Source organism: Arthrobacter sp. TJ-265 (assembly GCF_058269135.1).
Window position 1 is genome coordinate 209,850 of sequence record NZ_JBZCND010000001.1, and the last position, 18,258, is coordinate 228,107.

General features: G+C 64.8%; 17 protein-coding genes and 2 pseudogenes. 12 read left to right on the forward strand and 7 right to left on the reverse strand.

Going from position 1 to position 18,258, the window contains the following annotated elements:
• Window positions 1-6: 6 nt before the first annotated feature.
• The gene (locus tag AC4D2E_RS00970; RefSeq protein ID WP_104168093.1) at window positions 7-1,275 is read right to left on the reverse strand and encodes an FAD-binding protein; all 1,269 of its coding nucleotides are present in this window, start codon (window positions 1,273-1,275) and stop codon (window positions 7-9) included.
• 145 nt (window positions 1,276-1,420) lie between these two features.
• On the opposite strand from AC4D2E_RS00970, the gene AC4D2E_RS00975 reads away from it, so the two are divergent.
• The 7 genes from AC4D2E_RS00975 (at window position 1,421) to AC4D2E_RS01005 (ending at window position 8,876) form a co-directional block, all read left to right on the forward strand.
• A complete protein-coding gene (locus AC4D2E_RS00975; protein ID WP_490951412.1) occupies window positions 1,421-2,443 on the forward strand; it encodes a LacI family DNA-binding transcriptional regulator in 1,023 nt (340 codons plus the stop codon).
• Window positions 2,444-2,715: 272 nt separating this feature from the next.
• Window positions 2,716-4,059: an ABC transporter substrate-binding protein gene (locus AC4D2E_RS00980; protein ID WP_490951413.1), complete on the forward strand. Its 1,344-nt coding sequence runs from the start codon at window positions 2,716-2,718 to the stop codon at window positions 4,057-4,059.
• A 99-nt stretch (window positions 4,060-4,158) separates the two neighbouring features.
• The gene (locus AC4D2E_RS00985; protein ID WP_490951414.1) at window positions 4,159-5,109 is read left to right on the forward strand and encodes a carbohydrate ABC transporter permease; all 951 of its coding nucleotides are present in this window, start codon (window positions 4,159-4,161) and stop codon (window positions 5,107-5,109) included.
• 3 nt (window positions 5,110-5,112) lie between these two features.
• Window positions 5,113-6,039 (forward strand): carbohydrate ABC transporter permease, encoded by a 927-nt coding sequence (locus tag AC4D2E_RS00990; RefSeq protein ID WP_104168096.1) that lies wholly within the window; start codon window positions 5,113-5,115, stop codon window positions 6,037-6,039.
• A 47-nt stretch (window positions 6,040-6,086) separates the two neighbouring features.
• Window positions 6,087-7,598 (forward strand): arabinosylfuranosidase ArfA, encoded by a 1,512-nt coding sequence (arfA, locus tag AC4D2E_RS00995; RefSeq protein ID WP_490951415.1) that lies wholly within the window; start codon window positions 6,087-6,089, stop codon window positions 7,596-7,598.
• Window positions 7,595-8,512: an aldose 1-epimerase family protein gene (locus AC4D2E_RS01000; RefSeq protein ID WP_490951416.1), complete on the forward strand. Its 918-nt coding sequence runs from the start codon at window positions 7,595-7,597 to the stop codon at window positions 8,510-8,512. Before arfA ends, AC4D2E_RS01000 begins: the two co-directional genes overlap by 4 nt.
• A 103-nt stretch (window positions 8,513-8,615) precedes the next feature.
• A complete protein-coding gene (locus tag AC4D2E_RS01005; RefSeq protein ID WP_104168099.1) occupies window positions 8,616-8,876 on the forward strand; it encodes a DUF2630 family protein in 261 nt (86 codons plus the stop codon).
• 93 nt (window positions 8,877-8,969) lie between these two features.
• Here the strand turns inward: AC4D2E_RS01005 and AC4D2E_RS01010 are convergent, their stop codons facing one another.
• The 6 genes and pseudogenes from AC4D2E_RS01010 to AC4D2E_RS01035 form a co-directional block, all read right to left on the reverse strand.
• The gene (locus tag AC4D2E_RS01010; protein ID WP_490951417.1) at window positions 8,970-9,335 is read right to left on the reverse strand and encodes a GNAT family N-acetyltransferase; all 366 of its coding nucleotides are present in this window, start codon (window positions 9,333-9,335) and stop codon (window positions 8,970-8,972) included.
• Window positions 9,336-10,783: 1,448 nt separating this feature from the next.
• Window positions 10,784-11,074 (reverse strand): histone-like nucleoid-structuring protein Lsr2, encoded by a 291-nt coding sequence (locus AC4D2E_RS01015; protein ID WP_490951418.1) that lies wholly within the window; start codon window positions 11,072-11,074, stop codon window positions 10,784-10,786.
• Window positions 11,075-12,102: 1,028 nt separating this feature from the next.
• A complete protein-coding gene (locus tag AC4D2E_RS01020; protein ID WP_490951419.1) occupies window positions 12,103-12,564 on the reverse strand; it encodes a hypothetical protein in 462 nt (153 codons plus the stop codon).
• Between the two features lie 515 nt (window positions 12,565-13,079).
• Complete coding sequence (locus tag AC4D2E_RS01025; RefSeq protein ID WP_490951420.1) at window positions 13,080-13,751, reverse strand: neutral zinc metallopeptidase; 672 nt, start codon at window positions 13,749-13,751, stop codon at window positions 13,080-13,082.
• Between the two features lie 688 nt (window positions 13,752-14,439).
• A pseudogene (locus AC4D2E_RS01030) lies at window positions 14,440-14,721 on the reverse strand (DUF4913 domain-containing protein); the annotation flags it as partial.
• Between the two features lie 178 nt (window positions 14,722-14,899).
• Window positions 14,900-15,178, reverse strand: a pseudogene (locus AC4D2E_RS01035) (hypothetical protein); the annotation flags it as partial.
• A 631-nt stretch (window positions 15,179-15,809) separates the two neighbouring features.
• Between AC4D2E_RS01035 and AC4D2E_RS01040 the strand changes: the two are divergent.
• The 5 genes from AC4D2E_RS01040 (at window position 15,810) to crcB (ending at window position 18,210) form a co-directional block, all read left to right on the forward strand.
• Complete coding sequence (locus tag AC4D2E_RS01040) at window positions 15,810-16,016, forward strand: GNAT family N-acetyltransferase (protein ID WP_490951421.1); 207 nt, start codon at window positions 15,810-15,812, stop codon at window positions 16,014-16,016.
• 185 nt (window positions 16,017-16,201) lie between these two features.
• A complete protein-coding gene (locus tag AC4D2E_RS01045) occupies window positions 16,202-16,609 on the forward strand; it encodes a DUF1801 domain-containing protein (RefSeq protein ID WP_490951422.1) in 408 nt (135 codons plus the stop codon).
• A complete protein-coding gene (locus AC4D2E_RS01050) occupies window positions 16,606-17,352 on the forward strand; it encodes a dienelactone hydrolase family protein (protein ID WP_490951423.1) in 747 nt (248 codons plus the stop codon). The genes AC4D2E_RS01045 and AC4D2E_RS01050 overlap by 4 nt, the downstream gene beginning before the upstream one ends.
• Window positions 17,345-17,818 (forward strand): fluoride efflux transporter FluC, encoded by a 474-nt coding sequence (locus tag AC4D2E_RS01055; protein ID WP_490951424.1) that lies wholly within the window; start codon window positions 17,345-17,347, stop codon window positions 17,816-17,818. The genes AC4D2E_RS01050 and AC4D2E_RS01055 overlap by 8 nt, the downstream gene beginning before the upstream one ends.
• Window positions 17,815-18,210: a fluoride efflux transporter CrcB gene (gene crcB / locus AC4D2E_RS01060; protein WP_490951425.1), complete on the forward strand. Its 396-nt coding sequence runs from the start codon at window positions 17,815-17,817 to the stop codon at window positions 18,208-18,210. The genes AC4D2E_RS01055 and crcB overlap by 4 nt, the downstream gene beginning before the upstream one ends.
• The last annotated feature ends 48 nt before the right edge of the window (window positions 18,211-18,258 follow it).

Genomic DNA, 18,258 nt, shown 5'->3' on the forward strand with positions numbered 1-18,258 from the left:
GTCCTCCTAGGCGCCGAAGACCGTGCGGTCGAGGAAGGCGTTGCGGAACGTGCCCTCGGGATCCAGGCGACGGGCGAGGCGCCGGAAGTCCTCGAAGCGGGGATAGAGCGGGGCCAGCTGGGCGGCGTCGGCCGCGAACAGCTTTCCCCAGTGCGGGCGGGCACCCAAAGGGAGCAGGGCCGCCTCGAGCTCCGGCAGCAGTGCTTCGACCTCGTCCTGCAGCGGCTTCCAGGTGAAGTGGAGGCCGATCCCGTCGCGGCGGTAGTTGCTGCTGAGCCACAGCTCGTCCGCCGCCATGGAGCGCACCTCCGAGACCAGCAGCAGTGGCGCGATCCTCGGCGCCAGGGCGCGCACCGCCTGGATCGCCTCGACGGCGTGCTCACGGCCTACGAGGTACTCCGTCTGCAGCTCCTGCCCGTTGCTGGGAGTGAATGCGAGGCGGAAGTGGGCCAGCCGGTCCGACCACGGTCCGGGGACGCCGAGTTGCTGCGTGCAGTGGTCCGCGGCCACCCCCGGCACCGGATGGTGGGCACGGTCCGCCGGTGAACCGCCGTAGAACGCATCCGGGACGGGGCGGGCCCCGTCGACGCGGCTCTTCAGCCACGCCTGGCCGATGGTGTCGCCCGCCCAGTCCGTGAACAGGCTGACGCTGTACGCGGCGGACGTGGCGGCGTCGTAGTCCGCTAGTACCGCGTCCCACGGGACGTCCGTGAATACGTCCTGGCGCACGTCGAAGGAGGGTTCGATGCGCAGGGTCACGCGGTGGACGACGCCGAGGGCGCCGAGGCCCACGACGGCGCCGTCGAAGTCGTCGTCGCCTGCGGCCAGGACCAGGACGTCGCCGGACGCGGTCACGAGCTCGAGCCCGACGACGGCGGTGGCGAGGTTGCCGTTCGCGTCCCCGGAACCGTGGGTGGCGGTGGCGATGGCGCCTCCGACCGAGATGTGGGGGAGGGAGGCCAGGTTGTGCAGGGCGAAGCCGCGTCGCTGCAGGTGTTCGGCGAGGACTCCGTAGCGCACGCCTGCGCCCACCGTGACGGTGAGGGTGTCCTCGTCGATGTGCACCCCGGGGTCGAGTACGTCCAGGCAGACGAGGGTCCCGGGGCTGTCCGCGATGTCGTTGAAGGAGTGGCGTGAGCCGAGCGCGCGGATGCGGGTGGCCCCCGCGACGGCTCGCTGGAGGTCGGCGAGCGAGGTGGGGTGCAGGATCGTCCCGGCCCGGTACTCGTAGTTGCCCGCCCAGTTGAGCCTGTCGCGTACCTGTTCCTCGAGCATGATGGTCCCTGTCTGGCCGGTGTCGCGGCGGCCGGCGTCGGGGCCGCAGCGGCACGTCGAGAGGCGTGCCCGCCTATCCTACAACGTTGTAGAATCACCACACGCGTGACGTGCAGGGCATCACGACAGGACCCGAGGGAGCGGCATGGCGGCCACACTGAAGGACGTCGCACTGGCAGCCGGCGTTTCGATCAAGACCGTCTCCAACGTCATCAACGACTACGAGCACATCCGCGCCGACACGAAGCAGCGCGTCATGGACGCCATCGCCGACCTCGGCTACAGCCCCAACCTCTCCGCGCGGAGCCTGCGCTCGGGCCGCACCGGGGTGATCGGGCTCGCCGTCCCCGAGCTGTCGCTCAGCTATTTCGCGGAACTGGCCGACTCGACCATCAAGGCTGCGGAACGGCGCGGGCTGAAGGTGCTCATCGAGCAGACCGGGGGCGACCGCTCCCGCGAGCTCGAGATCCTGTCCAGTCCGCGGCTGCAGATGACGGACGGACTGCTGTTCAGCCCGCTCGGCATGTCCAACGAGGACGCCGACCACCTGAACGTCAACTTCCCGCTCGTGCTGCTCGGGGAGCGGATCTTCGGCGGGCCCACCGACCACGTGACCATGAGCAACGTCGACTCCGCCCGCGCCGCGACCGAGCACCTGATCTCGCGGGGCCGGCGCCGTATCGCCGTCGTCGGCGGCCACGAGGGCGAGGTGATCGGATCGGCCGGGCTGCGCCTGCGCGGCTACCGGCAGGCTCTCGACGCGGCAGGCATCCCGTTCGATCCTGACCTCGTCGCGTACACGACACTCTGGCACCGGGCCAACGGCGCCACCTCCATGCGGGAACTGCTCGCCTCCGGCGTCGGATTCGATGCGCTGTTCGGCATGAACGACACCCTCGCGCTGGGTGCGATGCGCGTGCTGCAGGAGGCGGGGCTGCGGATCCCCGACGACGTCGCGGTGATCGGCTTCGACGACCTGGACGAGGGCAGGTACTCGCTGCCGACGCTGTCCACGATCGATCCGGGCAGGGACGAGATCGCGGACACCGCGGTGCGGGTGCTGCAGGAGCGTATCTCGGGACGTCTCGGCGGCGTCCCGCCCCGCGAGTTCGAGGCGCGCTTCCAGGTCATCGAGCGGGAGTCCTCCGCGCTGGCCCGGTCACATTGAGGCCTGTGTGCCTTTTTTCTCGAATGCTTGACACCGGCCCGAGCTACTCTGCATAGTTTCTACATCGTTTACCTACAACGATGTAAATGACGGAACCGACTCTCGCAGATACCCGCCCGATCGGGCGGATCGGCAGGAGGAAGGACCCGGATCAAGGAAGATTCGAGCGGGCTCGGCACCTCGTGCCCCGGCGATCCTCCTCCCTGCAGCACCTGGACCGGCCACCCCGGGCGGACCACGGTGGAATGCCACCGCGAGAGGAAGCAAGAGATATGAAGGCCACATACCTGGCAACGGCGGGCATCGCAGCCGCCGCCGTAGTACTGACCGGCTGCTCCGGAGGAAGCGACAGCGGAGGCGGCTCCGAGGCCGCGTCCTGCACCAACACGATCGTCAATACCGAGGCTCCCCAGGTGACCGTCTGGGCCTGGTACCCGGCGTTCGACCAGGTGGTCGACCAATTCAACAACGCCAACGACGACGTCCAGATCTGCTGGACGAACGCGGGTCAGGGCAACGACGAGTACACGAAGTTCTCCACGTCGATCGAGTCCGGCTCCGGCGCCCCGGATGTCATCCAGCTCGAGTCCGAGGTCCTCTCCAGCTTCACGATCCGCGACGCGCTCGTGGACCTGACGGAGTACGGCGCCGACGAGGTCGAGGACCAGTACGCCGCAGGCGCCTGGGAGGACGCTTCGAGCGGTGACGCCGTCTACGCCATCCCGGTCGATGGCGGACCCATGGGCATGCTGTACCGGCAGGACATCTTCGACACCGCCGGCATCGAGGTGCCCACCACGTGGGAGGAGTTCGAGGCTGCGGCCCGGACGCTCAAGGAATCCGGGAGCGAAGCCGTCATCGCCGACTTCCCGACCAACGGGCGTGCGTTCAACCAGGCACTGTTCGCGCAGGCCGGTTCCGAGCCCTTCGTGTACGACTCCGCGAACCCGCAGGAGATCGGCATCAAGGTCAACGACGAGGGCGCCAAGAAGGTGCTCGACTACTGGGACGGCCTCGTCAAGGACGGCCTCGTCGCGACCGACGACGCCTTCACCGCCGACTACAACACCAAGCTCGTCGACGGCTCCTACGCCGTCTACCTCGCGGCGGCCTGGGGCCCCGGGTACCTGCAGGGCCTGTCCGACGCCGATCCCGAGGCGATCTGGCGTGCAGCTCCGCTGCCGCAGTGGGACGCAGCGAACCCCGTCCAGGTGAACTGGGGTGGTTCCACCTTCGCCGTGACCGAACAGGCCGGGGACAAGGAGCTGGCAGCCAAGGTGGCCATGGGCATCTTCGGCAACGAGGAAGGCATGAACCTCGGTGTGGACGCGGGGGCGCTCTTCCCGTCCTATGCACCGGTTCTCGAGTCCGACGAGTTCGCCACCAAGGAGTACGAGTTCTTCGGCGGACAGCAGATCAATCAGGACGTGTTCCTCGATGCTGCGGCCGGCTACGAGGGAGCCACCTTCAGCCCGTTCCAGAACTACGCGTACGACCAGCTCACCGAGCAGATCTACGCGATGGTGCAGGGCGAGAAGGACTCGGGCCAGGCGCTCGACGATCTCCAGGCATCGCTCGAGCAGTACGCGACCGAGCAGGGCTTCACCCTGAAGTAGTCAGCCGGGAAGGTGCCCGCGTCCCGCGCGGGCACCTTCCCGCCCGGTCCTTCCCGGACCCACCCACCGTGACATCCGCCAGCCCGAGAAGGACTTTCCATGGCTACGACTACCGCGCCGACGTCGTCCCAGAGCGCCGAGGCATTACAGCAGGGTAAGCACCGCCCCGACCGGAACCACCGGCGCAGGCAGCGATGGGGCTGGCTCTTCGTCGCACCTTTCGCCCTGATCTTCCTGAGCTTCCTCATCCTGCCGCTGCTCTTCGCGTTCAGGATGAGCCTGTTCACCAACACGCTCGCGAGCGGGACCGACTTCGTGGGTGTCGACAACTACGTGAAGGCGTTCACCGACCCGATCTTCCTCAGCGGACTCGGTACCGTCGCGAAGTTCGCCCTCATCATGATCCCCGCGCAGATGATCGTGGCCCTCCTCGCTGCGCTCGTCCTCGACAACCTCGCTACCTGGGCCTCGAAATTCTCCCGGCTGATGATCTTCGTGCCCTACGCGGTGCCGGTGGTCATCGGTGCCCTGATGTGGGGCTTCCTCTACAGCCCCCGCTTCGGCCCGGCAGCGGACCTCTTCAACCTCGTCGGACTCGCAGCGCCCGAGTTCCTCTCGCAGGACAACATCTTCGGCAGCCTCGTGAACATCGTGACGTGGCAGTGGGCCGGCTACTACATGATCATCATCTACGCCGCCCTCCGCGGCATCGATCCGGGAATCTACGAGGCCGCGGTGCTCGACGGCGCCACCGACCGCCAGATCGCCTGGCGGATCAAGATCCCGATGATCTCCTCGTCCCTGGTCATGGTGGTCATCTTCGCCCTGATCGGCACCCTGCAGTTCTTCACCGAACCGCAGGTCCTGAGGGGAGTGGCGCAGGGCGCCATCCCGGTGTCCTACACGCCGAACATGTATGCGTTCTCGCTGGCCTTCTCCTACAGCCAGTTCAACTACGCCTCCGCGATCTCCTTCGCGCTCGGGATCGTGGTCTTCGTCTTCTCCTTCATCTTCCTCTTCCTGACCCGCAAGCAGAGCGGACTGAAATAAGCCATGGCACTCGTCACAGACACCCCACACCGGCAGGGCGGCCAGAAGGCCCGCAGTTCGGCATCGCGGAACCGGGCCCGCAACGGCGGCCCACGCATCGGCTCGCACATCTTCCTGCTCATCCTGGTCATCTACTTCATCACCCCCCTCTGGTGGCTGACGGTCGCGAGCACCAAGGACACCGCCGGATTGTTCGGAGGAAGCGGCGGACCGCTCTGGTTCGACGACGAGTTCCACTTCGTCAGCAACATCCAGGGCCTGTTCGAACGCCAGGACGGCATCTACTGGCGCTGGCTCGGCAACTCCTTCCTGTACGCGATCTCGGGAGGGGTGGGAGCGACGATCCTCGCCGTCCTCGCGGGGTACGGTTTCGCCAAGTACGACTTCCGCGGCCGCGGAGCCTTCTTCGGGATCCTCCTCGGAGCGGTCATGGTGCCACTCACCGCGCTGGTCATCCCCACGTTCGTGCTCCTGAGCTCGGTGGGCCTGGTGAACACCATCTGGGCCGTCATCCTGCCGTCCCTGCTCAGCCCCTTCGGCGTCTACCTCATGAGGGTCTTCGCCCAGGAAGCCGTGCCGGACGAGTTGCTCGACGCCGCCAGGATCGACGGTGCGGGGGAGCTCCGCACCTTCTTCCAGATCGCCCTGCCGCTGCTGCGGCCGGCCATCGTCACCGTCCTCCTCCTATCCGTCGTCGGGACCTGGAACAATTTCTTCCTGCCGCTGGCGGTCCTCAGCGACCCGCTGCTGCTCCCCGTCACGGTCGGGCTGAACGGCTGGCAGGCGCTCTCGAACGCCGGCAGCGGCGGTGAGGCGCTGTGGAACCTGATCACCACGGGTGCCTTCATCTCGATCATCCCGCTGATCATCGCCTTCCTGTCCCTCCAGAAGTACTGGCAGGGCGGGCTGTCGCTGGGCTCGCTCAAGTAGCCCGCACGCCTCTCCACGCCACGACACCCACCAGAGAAAGCAGCCCCATGCAGAACGCACGCCTCACGCTGGACCCCCACTTCGCAGTCGGGCCCATCAACCGCAACATCTTCGGCGGCTTCGTCGAACATCTCGGCCGCCACGTCTACGACGGCATCCACGAGCCCGGGCATGCCACGGCCGACGACGAGGGCTTCCGGCAGGACGTCATCGACCTGGTCCGCGAGATGGGTGTCTCGACCATCCGGTACCCCGGAGGCAATTTCGTCTCGGGGTTCCGGTGGGAGGACAGCGTGGGGCCCCGTGAGGAGCGCCCCACGCGGCTGGACCTGGCCTGGCATTCGACCGAGACCAACCAGGTGGGCCTGCACGAATTCGCATCCTGGCTGCGGAAGGTCGACAGCGATCTCATGCTCGCCGTGAACCTCGGCACCCGCGGCACCCTCGAGGCCCTGGAACTCCTCGAGTACTCCAACCTGCCCAAGGGCACCGCCCTCGCCGACCAGCGCATGGCCAACGGCCGGCCCGATCCGTTCGCCGTCAGGATCTGGTGCCTCGGCAACGAGATGGACGGCCCCTGGCAGCTCGGCCACCGCTCCGCCGAGGACTACGGCAAGCTCGCGTCCCGCACGGCGAAGGCGATGCGGCAGCTCGACCCGTCCATCGAACTCGTGGCCTGCGGCTCCTCCAGCGCGCACATGCCCACCTTCGGCGAGTGGGAGCGCGTGGTCCTCTCGCACACGTACGACGACGTCGACTACATCTCCTGCCACGCCTACTACGAGGAGAAGGGCGGCGACCTCGGCTCCTTCCTCGCGTCCGCCGTCGACATGGACCACTTCATCGAGTCCGTCGTCGCGACCGCCGACCACGTGAAGGCAGTCCGCGGCAGTACGAAGACCATCAACATCTCCTTCGACGAGTGGAACGTCTGGTACATCAGCCGCTTCGAGAACGTCGACAAGATCGAGGGACTCGACAACTGGCCCGTCGCCCCGCGCCTGCTGGAGGACTGTTACTCGGTGGCGGACGCCGTCGTGTTCGGCAATCTGATGATCTCGCTGCTGAAGCACGCGGACCGCGTCACCTCCGCATCGCTGGCACAGCTCGTCAACGTGATCGCCCCGATCATGACCGAGCCCGGCGGTCCCGCGTGGCGCCAGACGACCTTCTTCCCGTTCTCCATCACCTCGAAGCTGGCGCGGGGCTCGGTCCTCGAGCTCAAGCTCGACGCCGGTACGTATGAGACCGGCGAGTACGGCGTCGTGCCCCTCGTGGACGCCGTGGCCACGCACGACGACGCGACGGGCGCCACCGCCGTGTTCCTCGTCAACCGGTCGCAGACCGAGGAGACGACCGTGACCATCGATGTCGCGGCGCTCCCCGGAATCACCGGGGTGACCGCGGAGTCGCTGTACGATACGGACGTATATGCCAGGAACACTCTCGAGGAGCCCGACCGCGTGACCATGAGACCGAACACCTCCGCCAAGCTCGACGGCGGCGCCGTCACCATCACGCTCCCGCCCGTCTCCTGGACGGCCGTAACCCTCGCATGAACCGCCAGTCTCCCATCGAATACCGGATCGAGGGTGGCGGGTACACGGCCGTCGTCCTCGGGCTCGGCGCAGCCGTCCGCGAACTCACCCATGACGGCCGTCCGCTCGTGGTCGGGTTCGGTGCACAGGAGGCGATGCCCAACTTCCGCGGCGCCTTCGTCGCCCCGTGGCCGAACCGCATCGAGGACGGTCGGTACGCGTTCGACGGCGCCGACTACGAGCTGCCGATCAACGAGCCCGAGCGCGGCGCGGCCCTCCACGGGCTCGTCTTCGACGTCCCCTGGTCGCTCGTGGAGCACACCGGGTCCTCCGTCACGCTCGCGTGTGCCATCGAGCCGGTCGCGGCCTACCCCTTCGAGGTGGCCCTCGAAGTGCGCTTCAGCGTCAGCGGTGGGGGCTTCAGGACGGACGTCACGGCCGTCAACACCGGTGGTCGGCGCGCGCCCTACGGCGTCTGCCCGCACCCGTATCTCGTCGCCGGGCCGTCGCCCCTCGACGCCTGGGTGCTCGAACTTCCCGCGGCCACGGTCCTGACGGTCACGCCCGACCGGCTGTTGCCCGTGGCGAAGGAGGCCGTCGCCGGGACGCCGTTCGACTTCCGGACGGCCCACACGCTCGGCGACGTGCAGATCGACCACGCGTTCACCGACCTGGAGCGCGACGCCGCCGGCCGTGCCATGGTGCGGGTCACCGACCCGACCCACGGCACCGGGACGGCCATGGTGTGGGACGGGAGCTGCCCGTGGGTCCAGATCCACACGGCGGACCTGCCGCTGAAGCCGGAGAGCACGCGCCTCGGTCTCGCCGTCGAACCCATGACCTGCCCGCCGGATGCCTTCAACACGGGCGAGGACCTGATCGTCCTCGAGCCCGGGGAGACCCACCGGACGGGCTGGACCATCTCGGCCCTGTAGGACCGGCGGAGGTCCTGCTGCGCCCTCTCGCCGCCGCGGGGAACTCTGGTCCCGTCCGGCGTTCGCGGGTACGGTACCCCCAGGCACGGTGAGGAGGCCCGGCATGGACGACCAGGACATCCTGTCCACCATCCGCTCCCTCGTGGAGGAGGAGCACCGGCTCCGGCAGAACGCCGCCACCAGCGTCCGGGGCCACGAGAACGAGGGACGCCTGCGCCGCATCGAGGAGAGCCTGGACCAGTGCTGGGACCTGCTGCGGCAGCGCCGGGCCAAGAAGGAGTACGGCGAGAACCCCGATGGGGCGTCCGTCCGCCCGGTCAGCCAGGTGGAGGGCTACTGGCCCCGGTCGAGGGGCCGGTCCTAGGGCTGCGGGAAGGCAGCCTCGGCCGTGCCCATCGCCCACGCGCGCGGCGTGCTCTGACGCCGGGCATCGGCGGCGGCCCGGGAGGGCCGCCGATCAGTGCAGGATGCGTTGGTACAGCAGGTGGTCCTGCCAGGACCCGGCGATGCGGAGGTAGGACGGCGCCGTCCCGATGAGCGTGAATCCGGCCCGTCGCAGGACGGTCGTCGACGTGGTGTTGTGCGGCAGGACGGACGCCTGGACGCGATGCAGTCCCAGCTCGTCCCGGGCGTGCCGCAGCACGTCCTGCAGGGCCGTCGAGCAGACGCCCCGACCCTGCATCCTTCCGGCTACCCAGTAGCCGACATGGGTGCTGAGGAACGGACCGCGGACGATGCCGGAGAGGGTCATCGTGCCGATGATCCGCTCCTCCGCCGCCAGGACCCACGGCTCACCCGAGGCCAGGCTTTCGTTCCCACTCAAGAGTCGAGCGGGCCGGCGGAAATCGACCGACGATCGAGAGTCCGATTCTCTTCGCGGTGAGAGGCGAAGCGCGTACAAGCAGGCACGTCGGCAGGATGTAAAGACAGTTCGGGCCTCACGCCGACCCGCTGGCCCGGAGAGCTGCTGGAGCCGGCGCCTGAGGCAACTGGTAGGACTACATATCGCAGCCACCCGGCCCGGTAGAGTACTTTGTCCACTGTTCCCAACTTAGCCGTTCAGACCATAATGTGCGGACACGGCCTGATGCCCAGGCAGTATTCGGTAGTTGGGCCTGACGAGAAATAAATCACCTGCTATATGCAGGCATGGATCCGTGAATCAAGTAAATCTTCTTATGTTGAGCGCAGGTTGTCGCATGTGTCTGCAACCACGCCGCCAGTACCTTGATTCGCGTCATCTCGGACTTGACCGCTTTGCCAGCTCATCTCGGAAAATCTCAGTGACCTCGAGGCGCATCAGGTGATTACGCGGTCGAAGCTGTTCCAAAAGGAGTTTGAAAATGCTTCTTAAGCTCGCAACATCTTGCATCGTCGCACTAATGGCCCTCACCGGCCTGGTGGGAGGGGCCGCACCTGCGGCTGCCGTTGGCGAAGCCGTCTACTGCGTCAACACGCCTGAGGGACGTCAAGCGCAGGAAGGGATTCCCGTCTACATTTTTATCAACACTGTGGACGGTTGGACTGTCATCGACGTGATACAGACCGGAAATAACGGGTGTATGAGTCTGATAGTCCCACCTGCTTATCGGAACTATTGGCTAGTCGCCGGAGTTGCAGGGTGGAACAGCGACACAGGACACTGGCGGTGGGTTCAGGGCATTTCCGATCCTGCTGCACCGGGAGATCAGGCCCACTCCTCTTTCATTAGACTGCAGTGCGTCCAGTACTGCTGACGCCAGGTTCTTCAGACGCTTACGGTCGCTAACTCTTACCGGCCGCCGCACCGGTACGGCCCATCCCCATCTCAAGTGGCGGTACGGCCGACCCTGCATCGGCGTGCTGGAGGAACCGTTGACTCCTGACCTGTCTCAAATCGTTCCGCAAATCGACTCCCGCGTTTATGCTTTCTGGGAACCAAGCATCCGCAGCTCGTCCGGAAGGGAACATCCACGACATCCAAGACATCTAGGACATTCAGGACAACAAGGGCTGAAGGAACCTGCCACCACGAGGACCACTTCAGGCGGGCTTTCGTCGGTTCTGCAACTGGCCGACATCCTGGTCTGGATGCCCTGATCAGACCTACTTGATGATCTGGCACGATGCTTCTCCCCAAATCTGCCTCGAGGGCGATCCTGCTTCAAAGAAGCGTCCCGATGAGCAGGCGCTCATCGGGACGCTCTGTTCGCTGATGACTCTGGTTGGTTGTGCTGCCGCCTACTCTTGAGCTTCGTCATAGGCATCAATGATGGACTGGGTGAAGCGTACCTACGAGCTGGGGTTGTGCCCGTTGTCCTGCGCTGATCGGCGAATCTGCTGGGTGTCTTCCCGCTTGCACCGGTTCCTGGACGCCCCCGACGTCGAAGGCTGCTGGCCCTTCCGTCCATTGTCCCTGCGGGCCTTGTCTACGTACTCGGCGAGCACTGAGCGGAGTTTCTCCGCGTTGTCCGTGGTCAGGTCGATCTCGTACTCGGTGCCATCGGCCCCGAAACGGACGGTTTCCTGGGCGATCTCCCCAGTAAGGTCATTGACTAGTTCGACCTGTACGCGCTGTGCCATTGTCTGCTTAGTCCTAGAATTGTCGACGTAAATTTCTGAACCCTAGCTGGTTTTCTGCCAGCTCATGTTAAGGCACATACAAAGTCTTGTGGGGGTAGGTCATGGGTGCGGGGGAGTAGGCCCGTCAGTGGATGTTTCCGTGGATGCGTCGTCGGGACGGGGGTAACGGACTTGAGCCATACCCAGCCCTCCCAATGGATGTGGATGAGGGGTTCGGGGAAGCGGATCTTCACGGCGGTCCTAATGTAGGGGGTGGAGTGGGCCTGAATGCGGAAGGCTGCATGCTGACCATCTCGTGCCGTGATCAAAATTTAAAGGATAATATGCAGCCGGTGTGATGATTCTCTACTTTATACCTGCCCGTGCAAACATAACTTGGGGGGGGGGCGGTCATGAAGGGCGCATCAAAGACCAAGCCATGAAGATCAGGGGTGGTACAACTTGGGTTAGCGTGGCCAAGGGAATGGAAATCGATGTTATATGCTAGCAAAAAATCGAACGCATGCGGATGTTGCTCAAGAGTTGATCAATCACGGCATGCTTTCTAAGAAATATGATGATGAAACCCTCTATGGGGTTTACACTCAGTTGCAGAGGGTCGAAAGCGAGCTTGGATGCGTTGCTGGTGATCGGAAGATACGGCACATTAAAGGTAAGCCAACTCAAGTCTTTCATCCGGAGAGGCTTATACATGGTGGTGCGATAAAAGCGTTGCAGCTCGCATTCCAGAGATAATGGGCAACACACATTCAGATGACATGGTGAATGAACGCGTTGCGGCCATTAAAGCCTGGGTGCACGCTCACCAGCATGTAGATGTCAACGGTCACCCAGCGGGCTTCCCCTTAAATCAGTAGTTACCCGGCTGTTAAGTGACGATCAACGAAGATCCAGATTACTTTGGCAACTGTAGAACGCGCGAAAAATCGTTCGCATCAATCGCACAACCCAAGGCGGCGAGTTCGATAGACTTAGATGCATGCTTGTTCCGGAAAAATTTGTCACCGGAAGAGGCGTTCGGATTGCTTCTACCAGTAGACATAGCAGCTTCTTCCCTCGTCAACATTGCCGACAAACTGTACGCCACCCTGGGTGCCAACTATAAGGGAGAAAATTTGGTAATATCCGCTGTGATACACCGGAATATTCATCGTGTTGTTGACATACCAGGAACCCCAGCTTGTGACGCTCTGTCCAAAAACATTATAACTAGAGTAGAAGTCATGAACATCGTACTGGTACCATCTGGTTCCGTCCCAACGCGAAATATAAGCTTTCCATAGAACCTGTTCTGTGCCAGCGGTAGCCCAGATCCTAGGCGGGCTGACAGATAACTTGTCATCGTATTTCTCGCACACCAAGCTGTGTGGACCCTCGATTCTCGAGGCGGCGGAAGCTGGTTCAGCTATAGCCGCTGAAAGCAGGACGATTAGGAGGGACAAGACGACAGCAAATCGGCGCATCATTGGTGTCTTGATTTTCGTGCTCATTTTGAGCTCCTCGCATAACGTAAGCGAAAGTGAGATGTGAGCCAGTATCGACAGTTGAAGCTTTGGCGTCATCTGTGAATTGATCGGCTGTGCCGCACCCACCCCAGGGGTGCAGTGAAGGGTGGCATCGCTACACGCCTAATGCTCCCCCCGCAACCTCGCATCGGTCAACCACTCGCAGAAGACGGCACTTTACGCCCGCTTACAGAACCCTCGGCCTGTACTTCGCAACTTACGAAGACGCCTCCGCTGCAGTCATGGCAGAGCTCGCCGCCGGACTCCTCGGTTAATTCACCACCACCGATACAGCCCTCATCGGCCTGTTCTCCGACATCGAGAATCACCAAGTACGCAGCACGCGGCGGATTGCTCCTAGTTTTGGGGAACGAATAGGAGACAATGGCGGATAGAACCCATAATATCGGCGGTCGCCAGAGAAATTGTCACTCGTCCATCAACAAGTGGACGTGGACTGGACCAGTCCGCCGGGCTGGCCTTACTAACCGTTAATCACCTCAGCCATTGTAAATAGGCGTAGCCGGGAGATACTGATTGCAGCCGCGCAGCCCGTAGGTGTAGCCGTAGTTGACAGCCGCGGTCCGCTCAGCAAGAGTTCCATGGCTGCGATTCGGGCCCTCTGCCGCTGCTATTAGTTGCAATAATTGACCGATGTCGCCGAGGTCGTCTGGGTACTCCAAGTAGCCGGACAGTTCTGCGTAGTAGACCCAAGCACCTGCGATGCAATCAGCCTGGTTCTCCCTTTGAACGCTTTCTTGGGAAGTTTGCCAAGGAGGGACACCCATAATTCGTTGGATATGGTGGCCCCACTCATGAGCGTATGCAACAGCGGGACCCGCATCACCAGCGCGCGTATAGAATTCCCATAGCTTGTCCTGACCTGTGTAGATTGCCAAGTCAGCTCCGCAGTAGAAGTAGGAATTGCTGTTATATATAGTCGGCGTCAGCCCATCTTCCGAACAGGGCGCTCGTCCTGTTTCGCCGTTGGCTATGTAGTAAAAGGATTTAGGTCGGTTCTCGGCGCCGTACAGCTCATCAAACATTGGTGCGATAAGCGCAATAATCTGGTTCAGGTAGGTGGGCATGTCGGCATAGGTGTAACAGCCTTCAAGGGTTCCGCCAGAGCAAAGAAGTAACTGCTTGTCTGCAGCCAGTTCTTGTGCGGGCACGGGGGCGAGAACGGAGATCTCCTCAATGGCTGATTGAAAACCCCACGGTCCACCAACTTCGGCGTCCTCTGCGAGTATGACGTCTGCCTGCGGTGTCGGGGGATCCTCAGCTGAAGCCCTACCCGTGGGTGGGGATGGAGGTGGGAGCGGGGGTGCCGGCGTCGTTGTCGAGGGAGCCGTCGCTAGCGCCTGCGTGATCGATTCGGTTTGAGTCGCAGTTGTCGGCTCCAGATTCGAAGTCGCTGCTTCGGGGTTGGTGGCGCAGGACGTTAAAACGAGTGCAGCAGAAGCCAGAAAGATGACAGTGGCTGGGTTCCGATTCATAGCAGGTCCTCAGGACGGGTTGAGACCTGTGGGATGCTTGCTGTCCCCAAGTCCCTAGGATAGATCCGCAATCCCGTATTCGGTACCCTGCGTGTCTTCGTCGGGCCGTCCGCACCCCAATCCGCCAAATGAGAAGCAACCTCATCAACAACGCCACGCCATGTAGCCCCCGCTACCGTATTTCTGTGTCTATGTCTCGCTGCGCGTGCGAGGATCCAATCCCGCGCGGCCCTGCTCGAGCAGTGACGGCACCTAACGGAGTCAACTCCAAGCGGATGGCTTTGAGCCCTACCTTCGGAGTGCCACGTGCACGCAGACTCCCCTCGTTGTGTAATGCTCTACCGGCTCCAGCAAGCCCTGGTGTTTAGCAAGACTTAAATGACCTGAACTTTGCCCCGTCGCCGCGCTGACCATTTGACATCGTCCACCCACCTACCAGCTCCAGCCCTGAGGTGACTGCGCCGCAAGAGAACGCGACGGACGGTTCTGCCACATGCGTAGTTCCACACTCGCCTAACGGACCACGCGTGGCGAAAAGTACGGTTGCGTGGCGGTCGAAGTGGTCATTCCACCAGGACGACATTCCCCCGTTTGCCTGGGCCTCCAGCCACTGCTCGTACAGGCCGCGGAACCTGTCGACGGCTTCCGGATGCTTCCATCACTGAGCGCGCCAGTACTGGTTCTGCGACCGGTTCACCGATTCGAGCATCGCGGCCAGACCCTCCACCCAGTCCACCAACTCCTCCGGCGTGAAGGTAAAGCCCTCTCCCCCGTCGTCGTAACTGTTAGGTCCATTGGTGGTTGCGGCATCATGTAGGGCTCGGTCATGAGAGGTTCCCTGCCTTGGCTGTGTTGATGCGTTTGACCGTGGGACCAATACGGGCGTTGATGGGCTTGTCTCGAAACGAGGGGATGGTGCGCGCGATGGTTCCTCCGGCGTTGGAGGGTTTCACCCATGCCCTGTTGGTGGGGAGTTCGGAGAGCTGAGCGACGGACATGATGTCCCGTCGCTGGGTCTGGACGGACCGGGAGGATCCGTTCCTCAAGGTGGAGGAGCTGCGGACCTTTGCGTCATACTGGCCAATCGTCTTCGAGAGTGTTTCGAGGAATGCGGTGTTAACTTACCCTCCGCCGTAGACCTTGATCGCGGCCGCTGACCAGAGGGTGTCCCACCCGTTGCGCTCGAGGATAGCTATCCTCGCCCGCGGGTTTGGAAGTACGCGCTGACGACGATGCCCACGGACCCGAACAAGGAATACCACTCGGCAACTGCTTGAGTTTGATGTCGGTGCCCGCGGCCCGGCCTTCGAGCCGCCGGGCAATCTGCTCCGCCTGGCCCGCCTCGGTGAAGAAGCCGTCCTCCCGCAGGGGCTCCCACGGCGCGAGGTGCTCCCGGTTGTCCCGGTACGCCTGTGCGAGTGCGGCCGCGTCCGTCGCCCTCAAGGGGCGCAGGCTCACGCCTGACGGCAAGGTGGGTGGGTGCACCGGCAACTGTAGCCCGCGGTGCCCGGTGCCGCCGGTCAGGGCGGGAGAGCGGCGGAAAGGAGGACGCATGGACGGGACCTGGACCATCCGTGAGGCGACGCCCACGGACGCGGCCGACTTCGCGCACATCCAGATCGATGCCTGGCGGGTGGCCTACCGTGGAATCCTGCCGACGGACTACCTCGCGCGGCTGGACCACGGGCGCCTCACCACGGCCGGGGAAGAGCGGCTGGGCAGAGCGGGACCGCCGTGCGTCAGCTGGCTCTCTGCGCGGACGGCAGCGTCGTCGGCTGGTCCGGCTTCGGGGCGCCACGGGACGACATCGGTGACGGCCCGGGCGAGCTGCACGCCGTCACTGTGGACCCCGCCTACTGGTCCCGTGGCCTCGGCTCCTTCCTGTTCAGCCGCTCGGTCCAGGACCTGGCCGACATGGGCTGCGACCGCGCGCACCTGTAGGTGGCCGACAGCAACTCCCGGGTCCTTGCGTTCTACCGGCGGCACGGGTGGGCGCGCGACGGCACCAGCAACGATGACGACCGGTCCACCCCGCCCCTGCATGGACTCCGGGTGGTGTCGGAGCCGTTCACCCGATGGGGATACCGGCCCTTCCGGCCTCTTCTCCGCGCTGCCAGACTGTCCCCATGGCCGGAGCCCCTGATGCCCGTATCGACGACTACATCGCCGCGCTGCCCAGCTGGCAGCAGGAGATCTGCCGCACCGTCCGCCGCGTGGTGCACGAGGCCGATCCGGACGTCGAGGAGACGATCAAGCGCACCCGCCAGCCCTACTTCGTGCTCCAGGGCAACGTGTGTGCCCTCCTCGCCGCCAGGGACCACGTCAACGTCTTTCTCTACGACGGCGGCCTCGCGCCCGATCCGCACGGCATCATCACGGGTGGCCACGGCAATGTGACCGGACGGACGATCGCTCTCCACGAGGATCGTCCCGTGAACGAGGACGCACTCCGGGAGATCTTCCGGGCCATCATCGCGGACAACCGCGCCGGTGGTTGGCGCAGCATCACCAAGCGTGCAAACCTAGGCGGATGAGCCCGCTCCAGGACCTCCCGACCACCACCGGCCCCCTCTCGGCCTACGTGGCGCGACCCGACGGACCGGTGCGGGGCGGCCTCGTCCTCATCCACGAGGTGTGGGGGCTCGTCTCCCACACCCGCGATGTCGCGGACCGGTTCGCCCGCGAAGGCTACGTCGTCGTCGCCCCTGATCTCCTGGCCGATCACGGCATCGCGGAGGAGGACGGCGCGCGGCTCGGCGAGGCCCTCATGGGGCCGGACGAGGAGACGCGCAACGAGGCACAGCCGACCTTCCGCGCCCTTCTCGCACCGCTGCGGGATCCCGCGTTCGGGGCGCTCACCACGGAGCGCGTCCGGGCGTGCTTCACCTTCCTGCACGACGACGGCGAGGTGGCAGGACGCGTGGGCATCACCGGGTTCTGCTTCGGCGGGACCTACAGCTTCTCGCTCGCCGTCCACGAGCCGCGTCTGCTCGCCTGCGTGCCGTTCTACGGTCACGCGGACTTCTCCGGCGAGGAGCTGTCCCGCATCACGGCGCCCGTCCTCGCCTTCTACGGGGAGGAGGACGAGGGCCTGATCACCGGCCTGCCCGCACTCGAGACGGCGATGGCGGAGGCGGGCGTCGACTTCACCGCCGCGGTGTACCCGGGGGCAGGGCACGCGTTCTTCAACGACTCGAACCGCTTCGCCTACCGCCCCGAAGCGGCCCAGGACGCATGGGGCCGGACCCTGGACTTCCTCGCCCGGTACGTTGCCTGATCCGCAGGGCCCCGGCCGTCACCCTCGGGGTGAGGCACCACCCCACCTCCGGCCCGGGTACCTCGGGCTGGTGTTCCTCGGCGGCATGGGCGGGACCCTCGCGCGGTTCGGGCTGTCCGAGGTCCTCCCGAGCCCTGCGGGTCTGCCGGTCGGGATCTTCCTGATCAACATCGCGGGAGCGTTCGCCCTCGGTCTGCTCCTCGAGGCCCTGGCACGCCGGGGACCCGATGCGGGCCGGCGCCGGGGGCTGCGGCTCCTCCTCGGCACCGGATTCCTCGGCGGCTTCACCACCTACAGCGCGCTCGCCGTCGACTCCGCGCTCCTTGTGGGCGGCGGACGGGTTGCGGCGGGACTGGGGTACCTCGCGGTGTCCGTCCTCGTGGGGCTCGGGGCGACGGTGCTCGGGATCGCGGCGGGCAGCCTGGTCCGCCGTCGGTCGTCAGGTCTCGCCGGAGGACGGGCGTGAGCGTCGCCGTGGTGCTCGCGCTCGGCGTCGCGGGCGGGGTGGGCGCGGTGGCACGCTTCGTGCTCGACGGCGTCATCCGGGCCCCACTCCGGGGCGTGGTCCCCATCGGGACCATGACCGTCAATATCACCGGTTCATTCCTGCTCGGTCTCCTCACCGCGCTCGGGATGATCAGTGTCCTCACGCCCGAGTGGATCCTGATCTGCGGCGGCGGCTTCCTCGGCGGCTACACCACCTTCAGCACGGCGAGCAGCGAAACGGTCCGTCTGCTGCAGGCGGACCGCATCGGCGCCGCAGTGCTCGCAGGAGCGGGCACGGCACTGGCGGCGCTCGCGGCAGCCGCGTCGGGTCTGTGGGTAGGTTTCCTCGTGGCCGGACTGGGCGGGAGCTGAAGTCCGTCGGCGGGCGCGGCCGAAGCGGACAGGCAGGCAGGACCGAAG